Origin of the sequence: Streptomyces uncialis, assembly GCF_001905345.1 — a bacterium.
In the GTDB taxonomy this organism is placed as follows: Bacteria; Actinomycetota; Actinomycetes; order Streptomycetales; family Streptomycetaceae; genus Streptomyces; species Streptomyces uncialis.
Genome location: NZ_LFBV01000005.1, coordinates 244,461 through 268,803, shown reverse-complemented (window position 1 = coordinate 268,803; position 24,343 = coordinate 244,461). Strand labels below are relative to the sequence as shown.

Sequence of the window (24,343 nt, the reverse complement as noted above, 5' to 3'; positions counted from 1 at the left end):
CGTCGCGCCGCTCGTCGTACGGGTGGTGGCGCGACGCGGGGTCAGTTCAGGCTGGTGGGGGAGCGGGTCAGGTCCACCGCGGGCAGCGACGGCAGATTGCGGATGATCGCGCTCTCCCCGCGCAGCAGCCGCAGTTCGTCACGGAGCCGGGACGCGGTGTCCGGGGCCTGGAGCAGCCGTTGCTTGGTGGGGGTGTCCAGGACCGCCGCGGCGGCGACCAGATAGGACACCACGGACGGCTCGTCGGGGAGGTCGGCCCCCGTCGAAAGGGACCGCTCCCGGGCCCCCGCCAGCCGTTTCTGATAGGCGCGGAACGCCCGCAGCACCCCTTCGGCGAGGGCGCCCGCCTCGTCGCCCGGTTCCTCCTCCAGTTCCTCCAGCTCGGCGGTCAGGAACGGTCCGGACGCGTCGACGGAGAGCAGCCGGACCCGGGTCGTGCCGGTGGCGAGCGCCTCGAACCCGCCGTCGGCGCGTTCCCGGACGGTCGCGGCGTCGGCGATGCAGCCCACCGAGTGGAACGCCTTCAGCGGGTCGTCGCCGAAGCCCGCGGTGGGTCCGCGCTCGGGTACCGCGGTCTGGTCGGGGAGCCCCTGCGCGCTGGGCGCGACCTCGTGGCCGTCGCGGATGGCGACGACGGCGAAGCGGCGGGGTTCCCCTTCGGGGATCTTGAGGAGATCGCGCATCAGGGCGCGATAGCGCTCCTCGAAGATGTTCAGGGGCAGGACGAGACCCGGGAACAGCACCGAGTTGAGCGGGAAGAGCGGCAGCCGGACGGTGGTCACGACGTACAAGCCTAGTGGCCGCCGGAGGCATCGCGTCCGCGCCGGCCGCGCAGCGGGGTCGACGCGGCCACCTCGATCCGTACACCGTCGCGCAGTTCGAGGAACTGGCCGAGCGGATCGTCGGAGAAACGGTCCCAGGGGAACGAGGTCGCGTACGGGCCGGTCCGCCCCAGCTGGACCAGGGCCTCGGGCCAGCGTTCCAGCCGGACGAGCACACAGACCAGGACGTTGCGCACCTCGGCGGGCCAGGGGTCGGCGACGGCGTACCGGCCGGACAGGGCGGCCGCGAGGTCGGCGGCGGAGTCCAGCCGGGCCCGGGGGACGGGACCGGGCGCGCCGGGCCCCGTGGACGCCGTGAGATGCCCGAGCGCGGCCCGTAGGGGGAGCGCCTGGACGAGGGAGTCCGGCAGGGCGTCCTGCGCGGCGCGTTCGGCGAAGTCGAAGCACTGGTCGTGCGACCGGCCGCCCGCGGTGGCGAGGAAGCGCAGCGCGGCCACATGGCAGCCGTAGTGGTGCGGGGAGCGGCGGACGGCCTCGCCCCACAGCGCCTCGAAGCGGGCGGGCGGCGCCCCGGTGCCCCGGGCCTGGTCGAGGGCGACCCGCCAGGGCACGGGGTCGCGGGGGTCGCCCTGGGCGGCGGCGGTGACGAGCGGTGTCGCGGCGCCCAGCTGTTCGGCGCGGGCGGGGGCGGCCCAGCCCCGGGCGACGGCCTGTTCGGCGCGCAGCAGCAGCATGTCCGGATCGTCCGGTTCGGTCCGCCGCCAGTGCTCGAACCACTCGGGCCGTGAGCACGCGAAGGTGGCGAGCCGCATGACGTACCGGTCGCGGTTCTCCCACTCCGCGCGCTCCCGGGTCAGGGCCAGGAGTTTCGCGGCGGGCTCGTACTCGCCGCGTCCGGCGGCCACCAGCGCGGGGCCGAGCCGATCGTCGGGAGCGTCGAGGAGGACCTCCTCGTCGGCGGGCAGTCCCGCGGCGAGCGAAGCGGTGTGTCGGGCCATCCGGGCGGTACGGATGAGGGCACGCAGCAGAGCCATGGTCCAAACCATTGAAAACCGCAGGTCGGGGCCGCGCCAGGGCTGCGGGGTGACGGTTTCGTAACCGCCCCGGGGTTGCCTCCCGCTTGGTCAAGTCCCGGCAAAACCGGAGCGGGGGCGGGGTGCGGGCCGTGTGCGGATTACGTGCGGACCGGGCATCCGGCGGACTTCGGCCAGGCATCGGCCGGGTGCGGTCGTACCCGTGGCGGGCGGCGGCGGGTACGTTCGGCCCGGCCCGGGGCGCCCCGCCGGGGCGCCCCGTTCGGCCCCGGTCTCCAGCCCCGCCGCAGCCCGTCTCCAGCCCCGCCGCGGTCCGGGTACGGCCCGCCGCGGCCCCGGTGCGCCCCGTACCCGGCTCGGCCCGGTGCGGTCCGTCTCAGCCCCGGTGCAGCAACCGGGTGGCGCCCGCCGCGACCGCCGTGGCCAGGACCCAGCCCAGCATGATCATCGCGGTGGCCAGCCACTGCCACACCCCGGACAACCGCCAGTGACCGTCCTGGCCGAGGTCCATCACCGGGATCAGCAGATCGAGGGCGAAGATCGAGGCGCTCCACTCCGGGTGCTCGCCCGGCTTCAGGGGCTGCGGCTCGGCCCGGGAGAACGCCACCGCGCAGGCGCCCCACAGCACCGCCATCCACACCGCGGCCCGGCCCGGACGGTATCCGTACGCCACCGTCCAGTCCTGCGCGTAGCCCCAGAGCTTCGCCCCGACCGGCAGGGTCTCGCGCCGCCGCCGCTGCTTGGCGAGCAGCACCCGGCGGGCCTCGGCGTCCTCACCGCTGTCCCGCAGGACCGCCGCGAGCCGTTCGTAGGGCTCCGGGTGGTACTCGGGGGTGGCCGCCGCGACCCACTCCAGCCGCCGGGCCAGCGGGAAGCTGCCGGTCGGCACCAGATGCTCGTAGCCGAAGCCGCCCATCTGGAGGCGGCCGGGCCCCGGCCAGCTGGTGGAGCGGTCGACGAGGTTGACCACCCGGGCGCCCGACAGGACGACCCGCCCCCGCTCGGGGCGTTCGCCGAGGAACCGCAGCTCGGGGGTGTGAACCCGGCGCAGCGACAGTTCCTGGCGGTCGGTCAGGGCGAACCGGGCGCCCGCGAGGTCCACCGCGTCCCCGAACCGGCCGTCGTCCAGCCGGATGCCGCCCCGGCACTCGAAGCGCTGGACGCGGGTCCCGCGCGCGGGGGTGACGCCGCTGTTCGCGACGGGGTCCGTGACGCTCGCCGGGGTCAGGTACAGCGAACGCTCCACCGTGAGCTGCGGGGCGTTCAGCGCGCGGTCGCCGTACGGATTGGCCAGCCTGCTGCCGCGCAGGCTCAGCGAGACGCCGATCTGCGCACCGCGCAGGCTCAGCTCGCCGTACGCCTCCATCAGCTCGGCCTGGAGGTCCTGGCCGACCGACACCCCGTCCGCGACGATCGCCCGGCCGCGCCGGTCGCCGTAGACCACGGCCTGGTTCAGCAGCAGATCCGTGCCGATCTGCGCGTCCGTCATCCGGATGCCGTGCTGGAAGCGGCAGCGCGGCAGATGCAGATCGCCCTCCGTGTGCAGCCGGGCCGCCTCCAGCCGGGGGACCGCGCAGTCGACCAGCCGCAGGGTCGCGAAGCGGGCCTCGGGCACCAGCACCTCGCCGCCGAAGCGGCAGCGGTCCAGCTCCACATAGGGCTCGACGGTGCCGCCCGCGAGGTCGAGGGTGCCCGCGATCAGCACGCCCGCGAGCTTCAGGGAGGCGACCCGGCCGGGCAGCGGCGGCGGCCCGTCCAGCAGCAGCCAGCACACGATCCGCGCCCGGACGGTCCGCTCCGGGCCCCAGGGGTGGCCGCCGTGCGGATCGTCCACGATCGGATCGCCCGCGCGCAGGTCGTAGCGGCTGCCGTTGCGGAACGCCTGCCACATGCCCATCTCGGCCGCGGTGAGCCCGTCCGGCGGGTCACCTACCCCGGTCGTCGTACCCTCGCTGTCGACCACCACCGTGCCTCCTCCCGGCCCCCCGTTCCCTCGTTCCGTGGTTCGTGTCGTCCTGTCGTCACTGTTCGCCGTGCCGGTCGTGCGGTGGCGCCGACGGTCCGGCGCGGTCGCCGCCGCCGATCCGTGGTGCCGTTGATCCGCCGTGCCGTTGATCTGCCGTGCCGCTGTGCCGTCGTGCCGGGGGCTGCCGGGACCTTGTGCTGTCCGGGCCGGTGGCGGGTCGTTTCTGCTGTCCTGCCGGCCGGTCGGACCGCACGGTCCCCCCGGTCCCGCGAAGCCCATCCGCCCCGATGGCTCGTACAGCAGTTCATACCCACCGAGTGACGATATGAACACGCACAGTGAATACATTTCGGGGTGTTCCGCCCCTGGCGTCCCTCCGGCCCCCGGACCGCCGTGTATCAGTCACTGATACGGCCGCCCGGCACGCTCGCGCCGTCTGCGAGAATTGGCGTCGTGATCTCCCGAATCGATCTGCGCGGTGACGCCCTCCCCGAGGGCGGCGCCCTGCGCGACCTGCTGCCCCGTGCCGACTTCGACGTCGAGGCCGCCCTGGAGAAGGTGCGGCCCATCTGCGAGGACGTGCATCATCGGGGCGACGCGGCGCTGATCGCCTACGCGAAGCGCTTCGACGGGGTCGCCCTCGGCCGGGTCCGGGTGCCCGCCGAAGCCCTCGCCGACGCCCTCGAACAGCTCGACCCCGCCGTACGGGCGAGCCTGGAGGAGTCGATCCGCCGCGCCCGGATCGTGCACCGCGCCCAGCGCCGCACCTCTCACACCACCCAGGTCGTCCCCGGCGGCAGCGTCACCGAGAAGTGGGTGCCCGTCGACCGGGTCGGGCTCTACGCGCCCGGCGGCCGGTCCGTGTACCCGTCGTCCGTCGTGATGAACGCCGTCCCCGCGCAGGAGGCGGGCGTCGCCTCCATCGCGCTGGCCTCCCCGCCGCAGAAGGACTTCGGCGGGCTGCCGCACCCCACCATCCTCGCGGCCTGCGCCCTCCTCGGCGTCGACGAGGTGTACGCCGCCGGCGGCGCCCAGGCCGTCGCCATGTTCGCGTACGGCACCGAGTCCTGCCCGCCCGCGAACATGGTCACCGGCCCCGGCAACATCTGGGTCGCCGCCGCCAAGCGCTACTTCACCGGCCGGATCGGCATCGACACCGAGGCCGGACCCACCGAGATCGCCGTCCTCGCGGACGACACCGCCGACCCGGTGCACATCGCCGCCGACCTCATCAGCCAGGCCGAGCACGACCCGCTCGCCGCCGCCGTCCTCGTCACCGACTCCGTGGCCCTCGCCGACGCCGTCGTCAAGGAACTCGAACCGCAGGTCGCCGCGACCAAGCACATCGAGGAGCGCATCGCGCCCGCGCTCGCCGGACGCCAGTCCGCCGTCGTCCTCGTCGACGGTCTGGAGGAGGGCCTGCGCGTGGTCGACGCGTACGGCGCCGAGCACCTGGAGATCCAGACCGCGGACGCCGCCGCCGTCGCCGACCGCGTCCGCAACGCCGGAGCCGTCTTCGTCGGCCCCTGGTCCCCGGTCTCCCTCGGCGACTACTGCGCCGGGTCCAACCACGTACTGCCCACCGGCGGCTGCGCCTGCCACTCCTCCGGACTGTCCGTGCAGTCGTTCCTGCGCGGCATCCACATCGTGGACTACACCCGCGAGGCGCTCGCCGAGGTCGCCCACCATGTGGTGACCCTCGCCGACGCGGAGGACCTGCCCGCGCACGGCGCGGCGGTGAAGGCACGGTTCGGATGGAAGGTTCCCCAGAGCAAGTGACCCGCATCGACGACCTCCCCGTCCGGGACGAACTGCGCGGCCGGTCGCCCTACGGCGCCCCGCAGCTCGACGTCCCCGTCCGGCTGAACACCAACGAGAACCCCTACCCGCTGCCCGACGCCCTGGTCGAGCGGATCACCGAGCGCGTCCGCGAGGCCGCCCGGCAGCTGAACCGCTACCCCGACCGGGACGCCGTCGAGCTGCGCACCGCGCTCGCCGCCTACCTCACCCGTACCGGCAAGCACCCGGTGACCCTGGCGAACGTCTGGGCCGCCAACGGCTCCAACGAGGTCATCCAGCAGCTCCTCCAGACCTTCGGCGGCCCCGGCCGCACCGCGCTCGGCTTCGAGCCCTCGTACTCGATGCACCCGCTCATCTCCCGGGGCACCGGCACCCGCTGGATCGACGGACCCCGCCGCGACGACTTCACCCTCGACGAGGCCGACGCCACCCGGGCCGTCACCGAGCACCGCCCCGACGTCGTCTTCATCACCACCCCCAACAACCCCACCGGCAACGCGGTACCCGCCGACACGGTCCGCGCCCTCTACGAGGCCGCGCAGGACGCCAAGCCGTCCATGGTCGTCGCCGACGAGGCGTACGTCGAGTTCAGCCACGGCGACTCGCTGCTGCCGCTGCTCGAAGGCCGCCCGCACCTGGTCGTCAGCCGCACCATGTCCAAGGCGTTCGGCGCCGCCGGACTGCGGCTCGGCTATCTCGCCGCCGACCCCGCCGTCGTGGACGCCGTCCAGCTCGTCCGGCTGCCCTACCACCTGTCGGCCGTCACCCAGGCCACCGCGCTCGCCGCGCTGGAGCACACCGACACGCTCCTGAAGTACGTCGACCAGCTCAAGTCCGAACGCGACCGCCTGGTCACCGAACTGCGCGCCCTCGACTACGAGGTCACCGTCTCCGACGCCAACTTCGTGCAGTTCGGCCGCTTCGACGGCGACGGGGGCCCGCACGCCGTCTGGCAGCGCATCCTCGACCGGGGCGTCCTCGTCCGTGACAACGGCGTCCCCGGCCGGCTGCGGGTGACCGTCGGCACCCCCGAAGAGAACGACGCGTTCCTCGACGCGGTCCGTGAAGTCAAGAAGGAGCTCAGCGCATGACCCGCCCAGAACGCATCGGCAGGGTGGAACGCACCACCAAGGAGACCTCCGTCCTCGTGGAGATCGACCTCGACGGCAGGGGCAAGGTCGATGTGTCGACCGGCGTCGGGTTCTACGACCACATGCTCGACCAGCTCGGCCGGCACGGACTGTTCGACCTCACCGTCAGGACCGAGGGCGACCTCCACATCGACTCCCACCACACCATCGAGGACACCGCCCTCGCCCTGGGAGCCGCCTTCAAGCAGGCCCTCGGCGACAAGGTCGGCATCTACCGCTTCGGCAACTGCACGGTCCCCCTGGACGAGTCCCTCGCCCAGGTCACCGTCGACCTGTCGGGCCGCCCCTACCTCGTGCACACCGAGCCCGAGAACATGGCACCCATGATCGGCGCCTACGACACCACGATGACCCGGCACATCCTGGAGTCGTTCGTCGCCCAGGCCCAGATCGCGCTGCACGTCCACGTGCCCTACGGCCGCAACGCCCACCACATCGTGGAGTGCCAGTTCAAGGCCCTCGCGCGCGCCCTGCGCTACGCCAGCGAGCACGACCCGCGCGCGGCCGGCATCCTTCCGTCCACGAAGGGCGCCCTGTAAGCCATGAACGGACTGTCCACCGTCCTCATCTTCGTCGGGCTGTTCCTCGTCGGCGGCATCTTCTCCTTCGCCAAGCAGGGCCTGTCCAAGAGCTTGATCGTCCTGCTCTCCATCGGCGCCGGCATGTGCCTGCTCGCGGGCGTGATCCGGCTCGACTACTGGAACTGAGGAGGGCGCGCCCGATGACCGGCACGACCAGCACCCCCGCCACCCCCGGCACCACCACCCGCCGCAAGAAGGTCGTCGTCTTCGACTACGGCTTCGGCAACGTCCGCTCCGCGGAACGCGCGCTCGCCCGCGCGGGCGCCGACGTCGAGATCACCCGCGACTACGACAAGGCCATGAACGCCGACGGACTCCTCGTCCCCGGGGTCGGCGCCTTCGACGCCTGTATGAAGGGCCTCACCCAGGCCCGCGGCCACTGGATCATCGACCGCAGACTGTCCGGCGGACGCCCCGTCATGGGCATCTGCGTCGGAATGCAGATCCTCTTCGCCCGCGGTATCGAGCACGGCGTCGAGACCGAGGGCCTCGACGAATGGCCCGGCTCCGTGGAACCCCTCCAGGCCGGGATCGTTCCGCACATGGGCTGGAACACCGTCGACGCCCCCGAGGACTCCCAGCTCTTCGCCGGACTCGACGCCGACGCCCGCTACTACTTCGTGCACTCCTACGCCGTCCACGACTGGACCCTGGAGATCACGAACGCGGCGATGCGCGAACCCCTCGTCACCTGGTCCACGCACGGCAAGCCGTTCGTCTCCGCCGTCGAGAACGGCGCCCTGTGGGCCACCCAGTTCCACCCCGAGAAGTCCGGCGACGCCGGAGCCCAGCTCCTCACCAACTGGATCGGAACCCTGTGACCACGCTTGAACTCCTTCCCGCCGTCGACGTCCGCGACGGTCAGGCCGTCCGTCTCGTGCACGGCGAGTCCGGTTCGGAGACCTCCTACGGCTCCCCGCTGGAGGCCGCCCTCACCTGGCAGCGGGCGGGCGCCGAGTGGCTGCACCTGGTCGACCTCGACGCCGCGTTCGGCACCGGCGACAACCGCGCGCTGATCGCCGAGGTCACCGCCGCGATGGACATCAAGGTCGAACTGTCCGGCGGCATCCGCGACGACGCCACCCTGGCCGCCGCCCTCGCCACCGGCTGCACCCGCGTCAACCTCGGCACCGCCGCCCTGGAGACCCCCGACTGGGTCGCCAAGGTCATCGCCGAGCACGGCGACAAGATCGCCGTCGGCCTCGACGTACGCGGCACCACCCTGCGCGGCCGCGGCTGGACCCGCGACGGCGGCGACCTCTACGAGACCCTCGCCCGGCTCGACACCGAGGGCTGCGCCCGCTACGTCGTCACCGACATCGCCAAGGACGGCACCCTCCAGGGCCCCAACCTGGAACTCCTCGCCAATGTCTGCGCGGTCACCGACCGGCCCGTCGTCGCCTCCGGCGGCGTCTCCTCCCTGGACGACCTGCGCGCCATCGCCGCACTCGTCCCGCGCGGTGTCGAGGGCGCCATCGTCGGCAAGGCCCTGTACGCCAAGTCGTTCACCCTGGAAGAGGCACTGGCGACGGTCGCGTCATGACGCAAGCCGTACGACGGGTGCGCGGCGGGTCCCCCTGGGAGGAGCCCTTCGGCTTCTCCCGCGCCGTCGCCGCCGGTGACCGGATCGTCGTCGGCGGCACCACCTCGTTCCGCGGCGACATCCTGCACGGCGAGGGCGACCCCGCCGAACAGGCCCGGGTGGCGTTCACGAACGCCCTCGCCGCGATCCGGGAACTCGGCGCCGGACCCGAATCCGTCATCCGCACCCGGATGTACCTCACCCACGCGCGCGACGCCGACGCGGTGGGCGCGGTGCACCACGAGTTCTTCGCCGCGGTACGCCCCGTCACGACCCTGGTGGTCGTCGACGGGTTCGTCGACCCGCGCATCCTGGTCGAAGTGGAACTAGAGGCCCACCGGGAAACCCCCGCGCCGGGCCCGGAGGAGTCCGAACAGTCATGACCCTGGCGGTCCGAGTCATTCCCTGCCTGGACGTGGACGGCGGCCGGGTCGTCAAGGGCGTCAACTTCCAGAACCTGCGCGACGCGGGCGACCCCGTCGAGATGGCCAAGGTCTACGACGCCGAGGGCGCCGACGAGCTGACCTTCCTCGACATCACCGCGTCCTCCGGCAACCGCGAGACCACCTACGACGTGGTCCGCCGCACCGCCGAACAGGTGTTCATCCCGCTCACCGTCGGCGGCGGCGTCCGCACCCCGGACGACGTCGACAAGCTGCTGCGTGCCGGGGCCGACAAGGTCGGCGTCAACACCGCCGCGATCGTCCGCCCCGACCTGATCAGGGAGATCGCCGAACGCTTCGGCCGGCAGGTCCTCGTCCTGTCCGTCGACGCCCGCCGCACCCCCAAGGGCACCTTCGAGGTCACCACCCACGGCGGCCGCCAGGGCACCGGCATCGACGCCGTCGAATGGGCCCACCGCGCGGCCGACCTCGGCGCCGGGGAGATCCTGCTGAACTCCATGGACGCCGACGGCACCAAGGACGGCTACGACCTGGAGATGATCACCGCCGTCCGCGAACACGTCACCGTCCCGGTCATCGCCTCCGGCGGCGCCGGCCGTCTCACCGACTTCCCCCCGGCCGTCGCGGCGGGCGCCGACGCAGTCCTCGCCGCGTCGGTCTTCCACTTCGGCGACCTCCGCATCGGCGAGGTCAAGCGGGCCTTGCGGGAGGCGGGGAACGCGGTGCGGTAGGCGTAGGGGGCGTCCGCCGTTCCGCGGATGCCCCCGCACCGGGCCCCGGGGAGCCGCCCCGAAGGCTCAGATGCCGATCTGCTTCGAGCCGTGGAGCTTCTCCACGGCCTCCTGCTCGCCCTCCAGCTCCACCGTCGCCGCGTCCTGCCGGCCGAAGGCGAACATCAGCAGCTCACCCGGCTCGCCGGTGACCGTGACGACCGGCGCGGCGCGGTTGGCCACCACCGTACGGCCGTCCGGGCGGCGCAGCACCGCGCCCACCGGGTACTTCCGGCCCATCAGCCGCGCCGTGCGCTCCAGCCGGGACCACAGGGCGTCCGCGAAGACCGGGTCCAGCTTGCGGGGCGTCCAGTCCGGCTGGGCGCGGCGCACATCCTCCGCGTGGACGTAGAACTCCACCGCGTTCGACGCCTCGTCCACCTGCTTCAGGGAGAACGGCGACAGCTTCGGCGGACCCGTCCGGATCAGCTGGAGCAGCTCCTCGTACGGCTTCGCGGCGAACTCCGCCTGCACCCGGGCGAGCCGGTCCGCGAGGGGCTTGAAGAGGATTCCGCCCGCCGCGTCCGGGCGGCGCTCCCGCACCACCACATGCGCCGCCAGGTCCCGGGCCAGCCACCCCTCGCAGAGGGTCGGGGCCTCAGGACCCGCCGACTCCAACAGATCGGCGAGGAGCAGACGTTCACGTTTGGCATGGGTCGACATGCGCCCAGCGTACGGCGGGCCCGGCGGCACTGCCACGGGACGGCCTCCGCGCCCGGCGCCCGCCCCCGGGCCCCCGGCGCCCCCGGACGCCCCCCGGACGCGTCCGGTGACCGGACGGCGACCCCGCGTCGTCGCACCCGTGCAGCACAATGGGGGACATGACCAGCACGCCCCGTGAGCCGAGCCGGCTCGCCCCGGAGATCGCCGCCCGCCTCAAGCGCACCCCGGACGGCCTCCTGCCCGCGATCGCCCAGCAGTACGACACCGGCGAGGTGCTGATGCTCGGCTGGATGGACGACGAGGCACTGCACCGCACACTGACCACCGGCCGCGGCACCTACTGGTCCCGCAGCCGCCGGGAGTACTGGGTGAAGGGCGACACCTCCGGCCACGTCCAGCACGTGAAGTCCGTCGCCCTCGACTGCGACGCGGACACCGTGCTGCTCAAGGTCGACCAGGTCGGCGCCGCCTGCCACACCGGGGACCGCACCTGCTTCGACGCGGGCACCCTCCCGCTGGGCCAGTAGGGTCACCCGCCATGGACCTGGAGACCTTCCGCAAGCTCGCCGCCGACCGCCGCGTCGTCCCCGTCAGCCGCAAACTCCTCGCGGACGGCGACACCCCGGTCGCCCTCTACCGCAAGCTCGCCGCCGAGCGGACCGGCACCTTCCTCCTGGAATCCGCGGAGAACGGGCGCTCATGGTCCCGGTACTCCTTCGTCGGTGTCCGCAGCGCCGCCACTCTCACCGAACGCGACGGCGCCGCCCACTGGCAGGGCACCCCACCGGTCGGCGTCCCTCAGGGCGGCGACCCGCTCGCCGCCCTGCGCGCCACCGTCGAGACCCTCCACACCCCCCGTGACCTCGCCGCCGGGCTGCCCCCGTTCACCGGCGGCATGGTCGGCTACCTCGGCTACGACATCGTCCGCCGGCTGGAGCGCATCGGCCCCGGCGAGCGGGACGATCTCAAGCTGCCCGAGCTGACGATGCTGCTCACCTCCGACCTCGCCGTCCTCGACCACTGGGACGGCACGGTCCTGCTCATCGCCAACGCCATCAACCACAACGACCTCGACACCGGCGTCGACGAGGCATGGGCCGACGCGATCGCCCGGCTCGACGCGATGGAGGCCGACCTCTCCCGGCCCGTCGCCCAGCCCCCGGCCGCACTGCCCCCGTCCGAGCTGCCCGAGTTCACCGCCCTGTGGGGCGGCCCCGACTTCCAGGAAGCCGTCGAGGACGTCAAGGAACGCATCCGCGCGGGCGAGGCGTTCCAGGTCGTGCCCTCCCAGCGCTTCGAGACCCCCTGTACCGCGAGCGCCCTGGACGTCTACCGCGTGCTGCGCGCCACCAACCCGTCCCCGTACATGTACCTGATCCGGTTCGACGGCTTCGACGTGGTCGGCTCCTCCCCGGAGGCCCTGGTCAAGGTCGAGGACGGGCGCGCGCTGCTGCACCCCATCGCCGGCACCCGCCCGCGCGGCGCCACCCCCCAGGAGGACCAGGCCCTCGCCGACGAGCTCCTCGCCGACCCCAAGGAACGCGCCGAGCACCTGATGCTGGTCGACCTCGGCCGCAACGACCTCGGCCGGGTCTGTGAACCCGGGTCCGTCGAGGTGGTCGACTTCATGTCCATCGAGCGCTACTCGCACGTCATGCACATCGTGTCGACCGTCACCGGGAAGATCGCCCCCGGCCGCACCGCGTACGACGTCCTGACCGCGTGCTTCCCTGCGGGCACCCTCTCCGGGGCGCCCAAGCCGCGCGCCATGCAGATCATCGACGAGCTGGAGCCCTCCCGGCGCGGACTGTACGGCGGCTGCGTGGGCTATCTGGACTTCGCCGGGGACTCCGACACCGCCATCGCCATCCGTACGGCCCTGCTCCGCGACGGCACCGCCTACGTCCAGGCCGGGGCGGGGGTCGTCGCCGACTCCGATCCCGTCCTTGAGGACCAGGAATGCCGCAACAAGGCCGCGGCGGTGCTGCGCGCGGTCCACACGGCGAACCGCCTCCCGGCCCGCTGACGGCCCGGCGGTTGCGGAGCGCCGTCCGCGATCCGTGGCCGGGTGGCGGCGGTTCACGCCGGGGATGTGACGCATTCGTGGGCGGTCGCGGGGTGCCCCCGGGGCTTGGCGCGCGGGAGCGCGGGGGATAGTGGGGGAGTGACTTCCGCCGTCCCCCACCCCCGTACGGGCACCGACCGGTCGCCCGCCGCCGCCCGCGCCGGGCTCCGCAGCCTCGCCGCCGCCCTGCTGCTGGGTGCGGCGGGCGCGGCGATCGCCCTGCTCGCCAGCCGTCAGGGCTGGACCGAGGGCACCGCGAACGTCCCGGGCGGTGACTTCCCGCTGGCCGCCAAGGGCAGCGAGGTCACCGGTGTGCCGGCCGCCCTCGCCATAGTGGGCCTCGCCGCCCTGGTCGCCGTCTTCGCGGTCCGCAGAGCCGGGCGCGTCGCCGTCTCCGCGCTGCTCGCCCTCTGCGGTGCCGGTACGGTGCTCGCCGCCGTGCTCGGGGCCCGGGACCCCGCCGCGCTGGACGACCGGGCCGCCGAGGTGTCCGGTGACACCTCCGCCACGGTCGACGCGCTCAGCCACACCGTCTGGCCGTATGTCGCCGCGGTCGGCGGGGCGCTGATCCTGCTCGCCGGGCTGCTCGCCCTGCGGTACGGGCGGCTGTGGCCCGCGATGTCGGGGCGCTATGAGCGGGACGGGTCGCCGCGGCGGGCGCGGCGGGCTCCTGCGGTCGATCCTGACCGGCCCGAGGACCTCTGGAAGGCCCTCGACCGCGGCGAGGACCCCACCCAGCAGGGCCCCGCCCCCACCCCGTAACACCCCCCGCCCGTCCACCGGTTCCCCCGTAGCCCGCGCCCCTGAGGTCTGTCCGGCTGGGCGTACTTGTCCCGTGCGGGTCGCTCGGTGGGTGCGCAGTTCCCCGCGGGCCGCCTTCGCTTGCGCTTCCCAGGTCTGTCCGGCGCGGCGCACTCCGTTCCTGAGCCGTCGTTCGTGGGGTGCGCAGTTCCCCGCGGGCCGCCTTCGCTTGCGCTTCCCAGGTCTGTCCGGGTGGGCGTACTTGTCCCTGTGCCGTCGTTCGTGGGGTGCGCAGTTCCCCGCGCCCCTGGATGCTGCCCCCTCGGGTTTGTTCGTCGGGTGCGGGTCTGCCCTCGTCTTTGCGCAGTTCCCCGCGCCCCTGAAGGGGCACTCCTCTCCTCGTGCAGTCGCATGGCTGCGGGAGGGGGTGGGCGGGAATCTCTGCTCGCAGACTCCGATGCTCTTCAGTCGGGTAGGGGGATGTCTTACCGAGCGTGTCGGATCGAGGACGGAGAATCCCGACCGGCACCGACCCGAAGAACAAGCCGGATGCGCCCCAAAGGGGCGCGGGGAACTGCGCGAAACCACCGAGCGACGGCACAGGAACGAAGTACGCCGCGCCGGACGGACCTAGAAAGGGCAAGCGAGGCGACCCCCGCGAAACCCATGAGCGACGGCACGGGAACGAAGTGCGTCCCGCCGGACGGACCTCGGAAGCGTGAGCGAAGGCGACCCGGGTGCACGGCGGAGCCCTCCGTGCGGAACAATGACCATGAGCGTCCGGCTCACCCCAGGGACACGGCCGTACACGGCCGCCTACAGCAACGAGGAGCTAGTCATGTCCAGCAGCAGCCACGGACACACTCCGGCCGCCTGGGCCGGGGTCATCATCGCCTTCGTCGGCTTCTGTGTCGCCGGTGTTTTCATGGTCATGGCGAACACGGCCGGCTTCTGGGTCGGTATGGCCATCCTCGGTCTCTCCCCCGTGGTCGGCGGGATCATGAGCGTCATGGGCATGGGCCAGAAGCGCCCCCGTGAGCTCATGCCCACCGAGGGCTGACATCCCGCCCGGCCCGCCCCACGCCCCCGGAACCACGGGCGGGCCGCCCCCGGTCGTGGCCGTCGCGCGTGGACGGCGCTCGCGGGGCAGAATGCTCGCGTGACCGCCGAACACCCGAGCGCCCCCGTACCGGACACCGCCGCGAGCACCCCGCGGCCCGCCCGGGGCGGGGCCCTGCGGCGGCTCGCCGTCCCGCTGGGCATCCTGGGGTCCGTCGCGGCGGCTTTCAGCTACGTCGCCGCCGTCGACCCCAATGAATCCGGCCACTACCCGACCTGTCCGCTGCTCCAGCTCACCGGGCTGTACTGCCCGGGCTGCGGCGGACTCCGCAGCGCCCACGCCTTCGCGCACGGCGATCTGGCCACCGCACTCGCGGCCAACGCGCCCGCCGTGGCCGGATTCATCGCCTTCGCCGTCCTGTGGACCCTGTGGGCGGTAAGGGCCGCCCGGGGGAGGCGGTTCAGCGCCGTACCGCCCACCGCCGTGCTGTGGGGCCTGGGCGGACTGCTCCTCGCTTTCACCATTGTCCGGAACCTGCCGTTCGGTGGCTGGCTGAGGCCTTGATCACCGGGGAACGTCCAGGTAGTGGGACCGCGCGGTACCGGATGCGGGACCGGCTCGCTCCTGCGGATATCATCGGTACGACCACCGCTTCCGCCCAGCGCGGACGCGGGACCAAAAGCTTCACACGCCACCGTCAGGGAAGGGGGCCGCTCGCGTGAGTGTGCTCGACGAGATCATCGACGGAGTCCGTGCCGACCTCGCGGAGCGGCAGGCGCGGGTCGGCCTCGACGAGCTCAAGGAGCGCGCGGCGCAGGCCCCCGCGGCCAAGGACGGAGCCGCCGCGCTGCGCGGCGAGGGCGTCAAGGTCATCTGCGAGGTCAAGCGGTCGAGCCCCTCCAAGGGCGCGCTCGCCGCGATCGCGGACCCCGCCGGACTCGCCGCCGACTACGAGGCGGGCGGCGCCGCCCTCATCTCCGTCCTCACCGAACAGCGCAGGTTCGGCGGTTCCCTCGCCGACCTGGAGGCCGTCCGCGCCCGGGTCGACATCCCCGTGCTGCGCAAGGACTTCATCGTCACCTCCTACCAGCTGTGGGAGGCACGTGCCTACGGCGCCGACGTCGTCCTGCTGATCGTCGCCGCCCTGGACCAGCCCGCCCTGGTGTCCCTCATCGAGCGCGCCGAGTCCATCGGGCTCACCCCGCTGGTCGAGGTGCACGACGAGGACGAGGCCGAGCGGGCCGTCGACGCGGGCGCCCGGATCATCGGCGTCAACGCGCGTGACCTCAAAACCCTCAAGGTCGACCGCTCCACCTTCGAGCGGGTCGCCCCGGAGATCCCCGACAGCATCGTCAAGATCGCCGAGTCGGGGGTGCGCGGGCCGCACGACCTGATCGCCTACGCGAACGCCGGGGCCGACGCGGTACTCGTCGGCGAGTCCCTCGTCACCGGCAAGGACCCCCGTACCGCCGTCTCCGACCTGGTCGCCGCGGGCGCGCACCCCGCGCTGCGGCACAACAGGAGCTGACTCCACCGTGCCGATCGCGTCCCGACTCGCCCGAGGCTGCCGGCCGCGGGGCTGCCGCGCGCCCGCGCGGCGCGCGCTGGGGCGCCGGGTGCGGTACGTGATCGGGGCCGAGCCCGGACAGGTGAACGGCCGCCGATGGTGGGCCTCCGGCACCGGGGGCGCCGTATCAGGGGTCGACGCCGCCGGGGGCTGCGGGAGCTGACGCTCCCCGTGCCCCGGGGCACACGATCCCCGGGTGTCCGTACGGGTGCGGGCCGCGCGTCGTCCGCGCGGTTCACCCGCCTCGCCGTGCGCCGCCCCTTCCCCCTGCCGCGGTCCGTCCGCGGGCTCGCCGGCGTTCGAGGACCCACGGAATCCGTGGGCGTCTCGTGCGGCGCGCTCGTCCGGGTACGGGACGCCGGTCGTCCGCGCGGTTCCCCGCGCCCTTCCGAGGGCGGCCGTGGGTCGTGCGGGATGTGGTCATCGTTGGATCTAGACCCGGGGCCCGTGCCCCGTGAGGTAATCAGACATGCCCAGTGACTTCTTCTTTCCCGACCGTGAAGGTCATGTCCCCAGTGCCGAGGGGTACTTCGGGGCGTTCGGCGGCAAGTTCATCCCGGAGGCCCTCGTGGCCGCCGTGGACGAGGTCGCCGTCGAGTACGACAAGGCCAAGTCGAACCCGGTGTTCGTGGCCGAGCTGGAGGAACTGCTCGTCCACTACACGGGCCGCCCCAGCGCGCTGACCGAGGTGCCGCGCTTCGCGGAGCACGCCGGCGGGGCCCGGGTGTTCCTCAAGCGCGAGGACCTGAACCACACCGGCTCGCACAAGATCAACAATGTGCTCGGCCAGGCCCTGCTCACCAAGCAGATGGGCAAGACCAGGGTCATCGCCGAGACCGGCGCCGGACAGCACGGGGTGGCCACCGCCACCGCGTGCGCGCTGTTCGGCCTCGAATGCACCATCTACATGGGCGAGATCGACACCCAGCGCCAGGCGCTGAACGTCGCCCGGATGCGGATGCTCGGTGCCGAGGTCATCGCCGTGAAGTCCGGCTCCCGCACCCTCAAGGACGCCATCAACGAGGCGTTCCGCGACTGGGTCGCCAATGTGGACCGGACGCACTACCTGTTCGGGACGGTCGCCGGACCGCACCCCTTCCCGGCCATGGTGCGCGACTTCCACCGGGTCATCGGGGTCGAGGCGCGGCGCCAGATCCTGGAGCGGGCCGGCCGGCTGCCCGACGCGGCTGTGGCCTGTGTCGGCGGCGGGTCCAACGCGATCGGGCTGTTCCACGCGTTCATCCCGGACGCCGCCGTCCGGCTCGTCGGCTGCGAACCGGCCGGACACGGCCTGGACACCGGTGAGCACGCGGCGACCCTGACCGCCGGTGAGCCGGGCATCCTGCACGGCTCACGCTCGTACGTCCTCCAGGACGACGAGGGCCAGATCACCGAGCCGTACTCGATCTCGGCGGGCCTGGACTACCCGGGCATCGGCCCCGAGCACGCGTACCTCAAGGACAGCGGGCGCGGCGAGTACCGCGCGGTCACCGACGCCGCCGCGATGGACGCGCTGCTGCTGCTGTCGCGCACCGAGGGCATCATCCCCGCCATCGAGAGCGCGCACGCGCTGGCGGGCGCCCTGGAGCTGGGCCGCGAGCTGGGCCCCGAGGGGCTGCTGCTGGTGAACCTGTCCGGCCGCGGCGACAAGGACATGGACACCGCCGCCCGCTACTTCGGGCTGTACGAGACCGACGCCGCCGTCGAGGCGGACGCTGACGGCGGCGCCGCCGAGATCCAGGGGGACGTGAAGTGAGCGGGACGACGGGCGTGGCGGACGCCACCCATATCGGGGGACGGGCCGAGCTGCTGGGCCAGACCCTCGCCGGGGCGCGCGCCGAGGGGCGCGCCGCCCTCATCGCGTACCTCCCGGCCGGGTTCCCGACGGTCGACGGCGGGATCGACGCGGTCAAGGCCGTCTTCGACGGCGGGGCCGATGTCGTGGAGGTCGGGCTGCCGCACAGCGACCCGGTCCTCGACGGGCCGGTCATCCAGACCGCGGACGACATCGCGCTGCGCGGCGGGGTGCGGATCGCGGATGTGATGCGCACGGTGCGTGAGGCGCATCTGGCCACCGGCAAGCCGGTGCTGGTGATGACGTACTGGAACCCGATCGACCGCTACGGCGTCGAGCGGTTCACCGCGGAGCTGGCCGCGGCGGGCGGGGCGGGGTGCATCCTGCCCGATCTGCCGGTGCAGGAGTCCGCGCTGTGGAGGGAGAACGCCGCGAAGCACGGGCTCGCGACCGTGTTCGTCGTCGCTCCGAGCAGCAAGGACGCACGGCTCGCGGAGATCACGGACGCCGGGTCCGGGTTCGTCTACGCGGCCTCCCTGATGGGGGTCACGGGCACCCGGGAGTCGGTCGGCGAGCAGGCGCAGGACCTGGTGCGGCGGACCCGGGCCACGACGGACCTGCCGGTCTGTGTGGGGCTCGGGGTCTCCAACGCGGTGCAGGCCGCGGAGGTCGCGGGGTTCGCCGACGGGGTGATCGTGGGCTCGGCGTTCGTCAAGCTGATGCTCGACGCGGAGGACGCGGGGGCGGGGCTCGTGGCCGTCCGGTCGCTCGCGCGGGAGCTGGCGGAGGGTGTGCGGGGGCGGGTCTGAGCGGGGCCGAGGCACGGGGGTCCCGTGCCTCGGCGTCCGGCTCTCGTGGTCCCGGCCCCGGCCCCGGCCCCGGTTCCGGTCCCCGGCCCGGTCCCCGGTTTCGTCGGTGAGCCCACGCCTTCCTGTGCGGGTCGCCTTCGCTTGCGCTTTTTAGGTCTGTCCGGGTGGGCGCGCTTGTTCCTGTGCCGTCGCTCGTGGGTTGCGCAGTTCCCCGCGCCCCTTTGGGGCTCTTCTGCTGGGTGGGCTTGTTCGGTGCGGGTCGCTCGGTGGTTCGCGCAGTTCCCCGCGCCCCTGGATGCTGCCCCATTGCGGTCGCCCTTCGGGTGCGGGCCGGTCCTCGTCTTCGCAGCAGTTCCCCGCGCCCCTTTGGGGCTCTTCCGGCGGGTGGGCTTGTTCGGTGCGGGTCGCTCGGTGGTTCGCGCAGTTCCCCGCGCCCCTGGACGCTGCCCCATTACGGTCGCCCTTCGGGTGCGGGCCGGTCCTCGTCTTCGCGCAGTTCCCCGCGCCCCTGACGGGGCTGTCCTCGGGGTTCTTTTCCTGTGGGGGTGGGTCACCCGAATGGATGGTCCTCATGAGGGCCGGGCACGGTTGCCGTTCTGGGTCGTTTGCCGGGTGTGAGTGACAAGAACCGTGAGGGAAAGCGCACAGCCCGTGAGCGGCTCGCCGTGGAACGGCAGCGTGAGAAGGCCCGTGAGAAGCGGCGCCGGACGTTGATCGTCAGCAGTGCCGTCGTCGGCGTGCTCGGACTCGCCGCCGTGATCGGCGTGATCGCCGCCAACTCGGGCGGTGGTGAGGAGGACACCTCGGGGCCCGTCGTCGTACCCAAGGGGGCGATCGGGCAGGACGGGCTCGCGATCCCCGTGGGCAAGGACAGCGCCAAGTCGACCCTCACCATCTGGGAGGACTTCCGCTGCCCGGTCTGCAAGGTCTTCGAGGACACGTACCGCTCGACGATCCAGGAGCTGACCGCGAGCGGGAAGCTCAAGGTCGAGTACCACTTCGCGACGCTGATCGACGGGAACATGGGCGGCAGCGGCTCCCTGCGCGCGGCCAACGCGGCGGCGTGTTCGCAGCAGGCCGGGAAGTTCCCCGCCTATCACGACGTCCTCTTCGAGAACCAGCCCGCCGAGACGGACGACGCCTTCGCCGACAACGCGAAGCTGACCGAGCTGGCGGGCAAGGTCGACGGGCTCGACACGGACGTCTTCAAGCGGTGCGTGGACGACGGGACGCACAACAGCTGGGTCGCCAAGTCGAACAAGGCGTTCCAGGACGGCGGCTTCCGGGGTACCCCGACGATCCTGCTGAACGGCAAGGACGTCTACGCCGACCAGGCGAACCCGCTGACCCCGGCCAAGCTGAAGAAGCTCGTCGAGGACGGCGGCCAGGGGTAGCGGAGGCGGGCGCCCCGGAAAAGCGGGGCCGGGAGCGGGGCACCCGGGCGGGCCGGTGCCCGGACCCGTTATGCAGCCGTGTCGGGGGCGGGGTGCCGGTGCCGGTGCCGCGCAAGGTAGCGTCGGACCTGCCATGGAACTTGCCTTCATCCCCAGCCCCTCGACCGGTGTGGTGCACCTCGGGCCCATCCCGCTTCGCGGCTACGCGTTCTGCATCATCATCGGCGTCTTCGTGGCGGTCTGGCTCGGCAATCGCCGCTGGATCGCCCGGGGCGGGCGGTCGGGCACGGTCGCCGACATCGCCGTCTGGGCCGTGCCGTTCGGTCTGATCGGCGGCCGCCTCTACCACGTCATCACGGACTACGAGCTGTACTTCAGCGAGGGCCGGGACTGGGTCGACGCCTTCAAGATCTGGGAAGGCGGCCTCGGGATCTGGGGGGCCATCGCCTTCGGCGCGGTCGGCGCCTGGATCGGCTGCCGCAGCAGGGGCATCCCGCTGCCGGCGTACGCCGACGCCGTCGCCCCGGGCATCGCCCTCGCCCAGGCGATCGGCCGCTGGGGCAACTGGTTCAACCAGGAGCTGTACGGGCGGCCCACCGATCTTCCCTGGGCCGTGGAGATCACGTCCTCGGTCGACGGCCGGGTACCCGGGACCTATCACCCGACGTTCCTGTACGAGTCGCTGTGGTGCATCGGGGTCGCGGTCCTGGTGATCTGGGCCGACCGCCGCTTCAAGCTCGGTCACGGCCGTGCCTTCGCCCTGTACGTCGCGTCGTACTGCGCGGGCCGCTTCTGGATCGAGTACCTGCGGGTCGACGAGGCGCACCATGTGTTCGGGCTGCGGCTGAACAACTGGACCGCGCTGGTCGTCTTCCTGCTGGCCGTCGTCTACCTGGTGGTGTCGCACAAGAAGCGGCCGGGCCGGGAGGACGTGGTGGAGCCGGGCGACGGTGACGGACCCGGCGCGGAATCCGACGACGGTGACGCCGACGGCTCCGGTGACCGCACCGGCGCGGGTACGACGCGTCCGCGTGACGCCAAGGGCGTGACAGGCCCGTCCGGCCCCGGCAAGGGGACGGGCGGAACGGCCACCGCGACGGCCGACAAGAGCTGAGCCCGCACGGGCGACCAGGACGGGGACGGGCCTCTGGCCCGTCCCCGTTCGTATGCCCGCGAGGTCCCGGTCAGGCGGCCGGGGAGCGGGACATCCGGTGGCCCCACTCCGAGAGCAGCAGGGCCGCGACCGCCAGGCCCGCCGCGATCAGCGGCAGCGCGCGGGCCCCGGCCCAGCCGATGCCGAGCGCTCCGACCGCCCCCGACATGGCGATCGCCAGATAGAGGATCGCGGCGTTCAGCGAGACCAGCACGGACGCCGATGCGGGGTCGAGGGTGATGAGCCGGTGCTGCTGGGGTGAGGTGATCGCGAACGCGGCCACGCCGTAGACGACGATCATCAGCAGCGCGGAGGTGTACGCGCCGGTGGTGAGCGGGAACAGCAGCAGGGCGCCGGTCATCCAGAGCAGCGCGAGGGCCACCACGGCCCGCCCGCCGAAGCGGTCCGCGAGCCGTCCCGCCGCGATGTTGCCGAGGGTGCCGACCACCCCGAGCGTGAACATCAGGACGGCCAGCCGGTCACCGCTGCCGCCCGTCGCGGGCTCGAAGACGACGGCGATGTAGGTGTACGGCAGATAGATCGCGGTGAACCCGACCAGGGTGGTCGCCAGGACCGCCAGCACCCGGCGGTCCCGCAGCGGCGCCAGCCGGGCGCGCAGCCCCTCCGGGGCCGGTGCGGCCACCCGCGCGGGCACCAGCAGCCGTACGCCGATCAGTCCGAGCACCGAGAGCGCGGCGACGAACCACATCGTGGAACGCCAGCCCAGCCAGCCGCCGAGCGCGGTGCCTATCGGGGCGCCGAGCGCGGTCGCCGCCGTGAAGCCCGTGGTCACCGCGGCGATCGCGCGGCCCCGCCGTTCGGGCGCGACCAGCGCGGCGGCGGTGACCGCGGCGGTCGGGACGAAGAGTCCGGCGCCGGCCGCCGCGACCATCTGCGCGGCCAGTACGGTCGCGAAGGTCGGTGCGAGCGCCGTGGCCACATTGCCCAGCAGATGGACGGCGACCGCGAGCAGCAGGACGGCGCGCCGCGCCCGCCGGGCGGTCGCCGTCGCGAGGACGGGCGCCAGCACCGCACAGGTCAGGGCGAACACCGTCACCACCTGGCCCGCGGTGGTGACGGAGACCCCGAGGTCCCGGCCCATCTCGGGCAGCACCCCCGCCAGCACGAACTCGTCCGTGCCGATCGCGAAGGTGGCGAACCCCAGCACGAAGACGCTGCCGCGTGGCGCGCTTCCGTGTGGTGCCGGGGGCGGTTCGTCCTTGTCCGCCGGGCCGTGGGCGGGCGCGCCCGGTGCCGTTCGTCGTCCGCTGGGGTGGAGATCGCTGTCCATGGCCGTCCTGTCGTAGGTCGTGCGCAGGGTCGGTGGGGTCGTGGCCGGATACGCGCACGCCTTTCCGACGGGCCGGGTGGCGCGAGGGGCTGGTGCGGGCGTGCGGCGTCCACGAAAGACGGAACCGATCGGTACCGTCTGCTGGGTGAGGACGGTACCGATCGGTTCTGTTTGGCGTCAAGGTCGGTTACGGTGACTCCATGGCCACCCACGCACGCGAACGGCTCATCGACACCGCCGGAGCGCTCTTCTTCGCCGAGGGCATCCGCGCGGTCGGCGTGGAGCGGCTGCTGGCCGACTCGGGCATCGGACGGGCGTCGTTCTACCGGCACTTCGCGAGCAAGGACGACCTGGTGGTCGCCGTCCTCGAACGGCGCGACACCGACTGGCGCCGCTGGCTCGCCGCGGAGGTCGAGGCCCGGGGCCGTGATCCGCTGGCCCTCTTCGACGCGCTCGCGGACGACGCCGCCCGGGGGGACTTCCGGGGCTGCGCCTTCATCAACGCCCTGGCCGAGAGCGCGGACGCGGACGGTCCCGTGCACCGGCTCGCCGTCGCGCACAAACGGGCCGTCACCGGTTTCGTCGCGGGACTCCTGGCGGAGGCGGGGCAGTCCGGACCCGAGGCGCTGGCCCGGCGGTTCGTGCTGCTCATGGACGGGGCCACGGTCACGGTCGTCCGCGAGCGGGATGCCGCGCCCCTGCGGGAGGCCCGCGCGATCGCGGCGGGCCTGATGGCCTGACCGGTTCGCCCCCGCGGGTCGCCTTCGCTTGCGCTTGTGAGGTCTGTCCGGCTGGGCGTACATGTTCCTGTGCGGGTCGTTCGTGGGTGCGCAGTTCCCCGCGCCCCTGAGGTCGCGCCCCTTGCGGTTCCCGTTCGGGTGCGGGTCGCCTGTGGTTGCTCGCGCAGTTCCCCGCGCCCCTGAAGGGGCGCCCACCTGGGGTTGTTTTCCACCCTTCTCCTCGTGCAGTCGCATGGCTGCGGGAGGGGGTGGGCGGGAATCTCTGCCCGCAGACTCCGACGCCACCAGTACGGCCACTGGACGTCCGTACCGAGCGTGTCGGATCGAGGACGGAGAATCCCGACCGGCACCGACCCGAAGAACCGGCCGGATGCGCCCCAAAGGGGCGCGGGGAACTGCGCAAAAGACGAGAACCGGCCCGCACCCGAAGAGCGACTGCAAGGAGGCAGCATCCAGGGGCGCGGGGAACTGCGCACCCCACGAGCGACCCGCACAGGGACAGGTGCGCCCAGCACAGGGAACCCGGAAGCGCGAGCGAAGGCGACCCGCGTGGGCCGGGGCGACCCGGGGACGTACGATGACCCTGAGACCCCGCCGGACGGCGCACCGCACGGGCAACTGTTACCGGGCGGTTTCGAATCCTTTGCGGCTGGGCATGAGCCGTAAGCGCTGTGGGCAACGATGCCCACCCGCACCCCGGACCCACGGTCATCGATCTGCCCGTAGCGGGTCCCCGCACCAAGGTCACCGAAGGCCCCGGAGCTCCGCCGCCACCAGCGGCGCACCCGCCCCGCGCCAACGGTCTCCGTACCCACCCAGGACGTCGCCGCTGACGTCGGGCTCCGCTGTGAACAGGGACGACAGAGCAAGTGCCGGCAAAGGCCGCCGGTGCCGCCCGTTGACCGGACGACCCGCCCGGAGCATCATCGTCACCCGTACGGGTGTCCGCATGCTGGAATGAGTTATCCGCTTTTCGAGAAGCGTTCCATCATGTA

The 24,343-nt window shown here is 72.9% G+C and carries 24 protein-coding genes and 1 pseudogene; 20 read left to right on the top strand and 5 right to left on the bottom strand.

Annotation, left to right across the window (positions count from 1 at the left end; genetic code table 11):
- Positions 1-41 precede the first annotated feature (41 nt).
- From AB852_RS21460 to AB852_RS21450, 3 genes are all read right to left on the bottom strand, one after another.
- Positions 42-782 (bottom strand): LON peptidase substrate-binding domain-containing protein, encoded by a 741-nt coding sequence (locus AB852_RS21460; protein WP_073791685.1) that lies wholly within the window; start codon positions 780-782, stop codon positions 42-44.
- An 11-nt stretch (positions 783-793) separates the two neighbouring features.
- Positions 794-1,828: a hypothetical protein gene (locus AB852_RS21455; protein ID WP_178391082.1), complete on the bottom strand. Its 1,035-nt coding sequence runs from the start codon at positions 1,826-1,828 to the stop codon at positions 794-796.
- A gap of 364 nt (positions 1,829-2,192) precedes the next feature.
- Entirely contained in the window at positions 2,193-3,713 is a 1,521-nt protein-coding gene (locus AB852_RS21450; protein ID WP_073791683.1) for an oxidoreductase, read from the bottom strand.
- 522 nt (positions 3,714-4,235) lie between these two features.
- Here AB852_RS21450 and hisD point away from each other — a divergent pair.
- From hisD to hisF, 8 genes are read left to right on the top strand one after another with little or no spacing between them, the layout of a single operon-like run.
- Positions 4,236-5,561 carry a histidinol dehydrogenase gene (gene hisD, locus AB852_RS21445; RefSeq protein WP_073791001.1) on the top strand — a complete coding sequence of 442 codons (1,326 nt, stop codon included), beginning with the start codon at positions 4,236-4,238 and terminating at the stop codon, positions 5,559-5,561.
- Positions 5,558-6,673: a histidinol-phosphate transaminase gene (locus AB852_RS21440; protein WP_245876863.1), complete on the top strand. Its 1,116-nt coding sequence runs from the start codon at positions 5,558-5,560 to the stop codon at positions 6,671-6,673. The genes hisD and AB852_RS21440 overlap by 4 nt, the downstream gene beginning before the upstream one ends.
- Positions 6,670-7,272 (top strand): imidazoleglycerol-phosphate dehydratase HisB, encoded by a 603-nt coding sequence (hisB, locus tag AB852_RS21435; protein WP_073790996.1) that lies wholly within the window; start codon positions 6,670-6,672, stop codon positions 7,270-7,272. Before AB852_RS21440 ends, hisB begins: the two co-directional genes overlap by 4 nt.
- A 3-nt stretch (positions 7,273-7,275) precedes the next feature.
- Positions 7,276-7,440 carry a hypothetical protein gene (locus AB852_RS39870; protein WP_178391081.1) on the top strand — a complete coding sequence of 55 codons (165 nt, stop codon included), beginning with the start codon at positions 7,276-7,278 and terminating at the stop codon, positions 7,438-7,440.
- A gap of 14 nt (positions 7,441-7,454) precedes the next feature.
- Positions 7,455-8,135: an imidazole glycerol phosphate synthase subunit HisH gene (hisH, locus tag AB852_RS21430; protein WP_073790993.1), complete on the top strand. Its 681-nt coding sequence runs from the start codon at positions 7,455-7,457 to the stop codon at positions 8,133-8,135.
- Positions 8,132-8,857, top strand: a complete 726-nt coding sequence (gene priA / locus AB852_RS21425; RefSeq protein WP_073790991.1) for a bifunctional 1-(5-phosphoribosyl)-5-((5-phosphoribosylamino)methylideneamino)imidazole-4-carboxamide isomerase/phosphoribosylanthranilate isomerase PriA — start codon at positions 8,132-8,134, stop codon at positions 8,855-8,857. The genes hisH and priA overlap by 4 nt, the downstream gene beginning before the upstream one ends.
- Positions 8,854-9,279: a RidA family protein gene (locus AB852_RS21420; RefSeq protein WP_073790988.1), complete on the top strand. Its 426-nt coding sequence runs from the start codon at positions 8,854-8,856 to the stop codon at positions 9,277-9,279. The genes priA and AB852_RS21420 overlap by 4 nt, the downstream gene beginning before the upstream one ends.
- Positions 9,276-10,031, top strand: coding sequence for an imidazole glycerol phosphate synthase subunit HisF (gene hisF, locus AB852_RS21415; protein ID WP_073790986.1), 756 nt, complete (start codon positions 9,276-9,278; stop codon positions 10,029-10,031). Before AB852_RS21420 ends, hisF begins: the two co-directional genes overlap by 4 nt.
- A 66-nt stretch (positions 10,032-10,097) precedes the next feature.
- Here hisF and AB852_RS21410 read toward each other — a convergent pair whose 3' ends face one another.
- Positions 10,098-10,733 (bottom strand): TIGR03085 family metal-binding protein, encoded by a 636-nt coding sequence (locus AB852_RS21410; RefSeq protein ID WP_073790983.1) that lies wholly within the window; start codon positions 10,731-10,733, stop codon positions 10,098-10,100.
- A 158-nt stretch (positions 10,734-10,891) separates the two neighbouring features.
- Between AB852_RS21410 and hisI the strand changes: the two genes are divergently transcribed.
- From hisI to lgt, 11 genes and pseudogenes are all read left to right on the top strand, one after another.
- Positions 10,892-11,260, top strand: a complete 369-nt coding sequence (hisI, locus tag AB852_RS21405) for a phosphoribosyl-AMP cyclohydrolase (protein ID WP_073791681.1) — start codon at positions 10,892-10,894, stop codon at positions 11,258-11,260.
- An 11-nt stretch (positions 11,261-11,271) separates the two neighbouring features.
- Positions 11,272-12,759, top strand: a complete 1,488-nt coding sequence (locus tag AB852_RS21400; protein WP_073790981.1) for an anthranilate synthase component I — start codon at positions 11,272-11,274, stop codon at positions 12,757-12,759.
- Positions 12,760-12,897: 138 nt separating this feature from the next.
- Positions 12,898-13,560 (top strand): TIGR02234 family membrane protein, encoded by a 663-nt coding sequence (locus AB852_RS21395; protein WP_073790978.1) that lies wholly within the window; start codon positions 12,898-12,900, stop codon positions 13,558-13,560.
- Positions 13,561-14,377: 817 nt separating this feature from the next.
- Positions 14,378-14,599 (top strand): HGxxPAAW family protein, encoded by a 222-nt coding sequence (locus AB852_RS21390; protein WP_073791678.1) that lies wholly within the window; start codon positions 14,378-14,380, stop codon positions 14,597-14,599.
- Between the two features lie 99 nt (positions 14,600-14,698).
- Positions 14,699-15,163 carry a DUF2752 domain-containing protein gene (locus tag AB852_RS21385; RefSeq protein ID WP_079184825.1) on the top strand — a complete coding sequence of 155 codons (465 nt, stop codon included), beginning with the start codon at positions 14,699-14,701 and terminating at the stop codon, positions 15,161-15,163.
- A gap of 154 nt (positions 15,164-15,317) precedes the next feature.
- Positions 15,318-16,127: an indole-3-glycerol phosphate synthase TrpC gene (trpC, locus tag AB852_RS21380; RefSeq protein WP_178391080.1), complete on the top strand. Its 810-nt coding sequence runs from the start codon at positions 15,318-15,320 to the stop codon at positions 16,125-16,127.
- A gap of 7 nt (positions 16,128-16,134) precedes the next feature.
- A complete protein-coding gene (gene trpM / locus AB852_RS40895; RefSeq protein WP_073790974.1) occupies positions 16,135-16,329 on the top strand; it encodes a tryptophan biosynthesis modulator TrpM in 195 nt (64 codons plus the stop codon).
- Between the two features lie 306 nt (positions 16,330-16,635).
- Positions 16,636-17,922, top strand: a complete 1,287-nt coding sequence (gene trpB, locus AB852_RS21370; RefSeq protein ID WP_073790971.1) for a tryptophan synthase subunit beta — start codon at positions 16,636-16,638, stop codon at positions 17,920-17,922.
- Between the two features lie 32 nt (positions 17,923-17,954).
- On the top strand, positions 17,955-18,770 hold the full coding sequence (gene trpA / locus AB852_RS21365) for a tryptophan synthase subunit alpha (protein ID WP_073791672.1): 816 nt from the start codon (positions 17,955-17,957) through the stop codon (positions 18,768-18,770).
- A gap of 614 nt (positions 18,771-19,384) precedes the next feature.
- On the top strand, positions 19,385-20,164 hold the full coding sequence (locus AB852_RS21360) for a DsbA family protein (RefSeq protein WP_073791670.1): 780 nt from the start codon (positions 19,385-19,387) through the stop codon (positions 20,162-20,164).
- Between the two features lie 133 nt (positions 20,165-20,297).
- Positions 20,298-21,150 (top strand): annotated as a pseudogene (lgt, locus tag AB852_RS21355) (prolipoprotein diacylglyceryl transferase); the annotation flags it as partial.
- A 198-nt stretch (positions 21,151-21,348) separates the two neighbouring features.
- Here the strand turns inward: lgt and AB852_RS21350 are convergent.
- Complete coding sequence (locus tag AB852_RS21350; protein WP_079184823.1) at positions 21,349-22,608, bottom strand: MFS transporter; 1,260 nt, start codon at positions 22,606-22,608, stop codon at positions 21,349-21,351.
- A 200-nt stretch (positions 22,609-22,808) separates the two neighbouring features.
- On the opposite strand from AB852_RS21350, the gene AB852_RS21345 reads away from it, so the two are divergent.
- The gene (locus AB852_RS21345; protein WP_073790965.1) at positions 22,809-23,348 is read left to right on the top strand and encodes a TetR/AcrR family transcriptional regulator; all 540 of its coding nucleotides are present in this window, start codon (positions 22,809-22,811) and stop codon (positions 23,346-23,348) included.
- Positions 23,349-24,343: the final 995 nt, after the last annotated feature.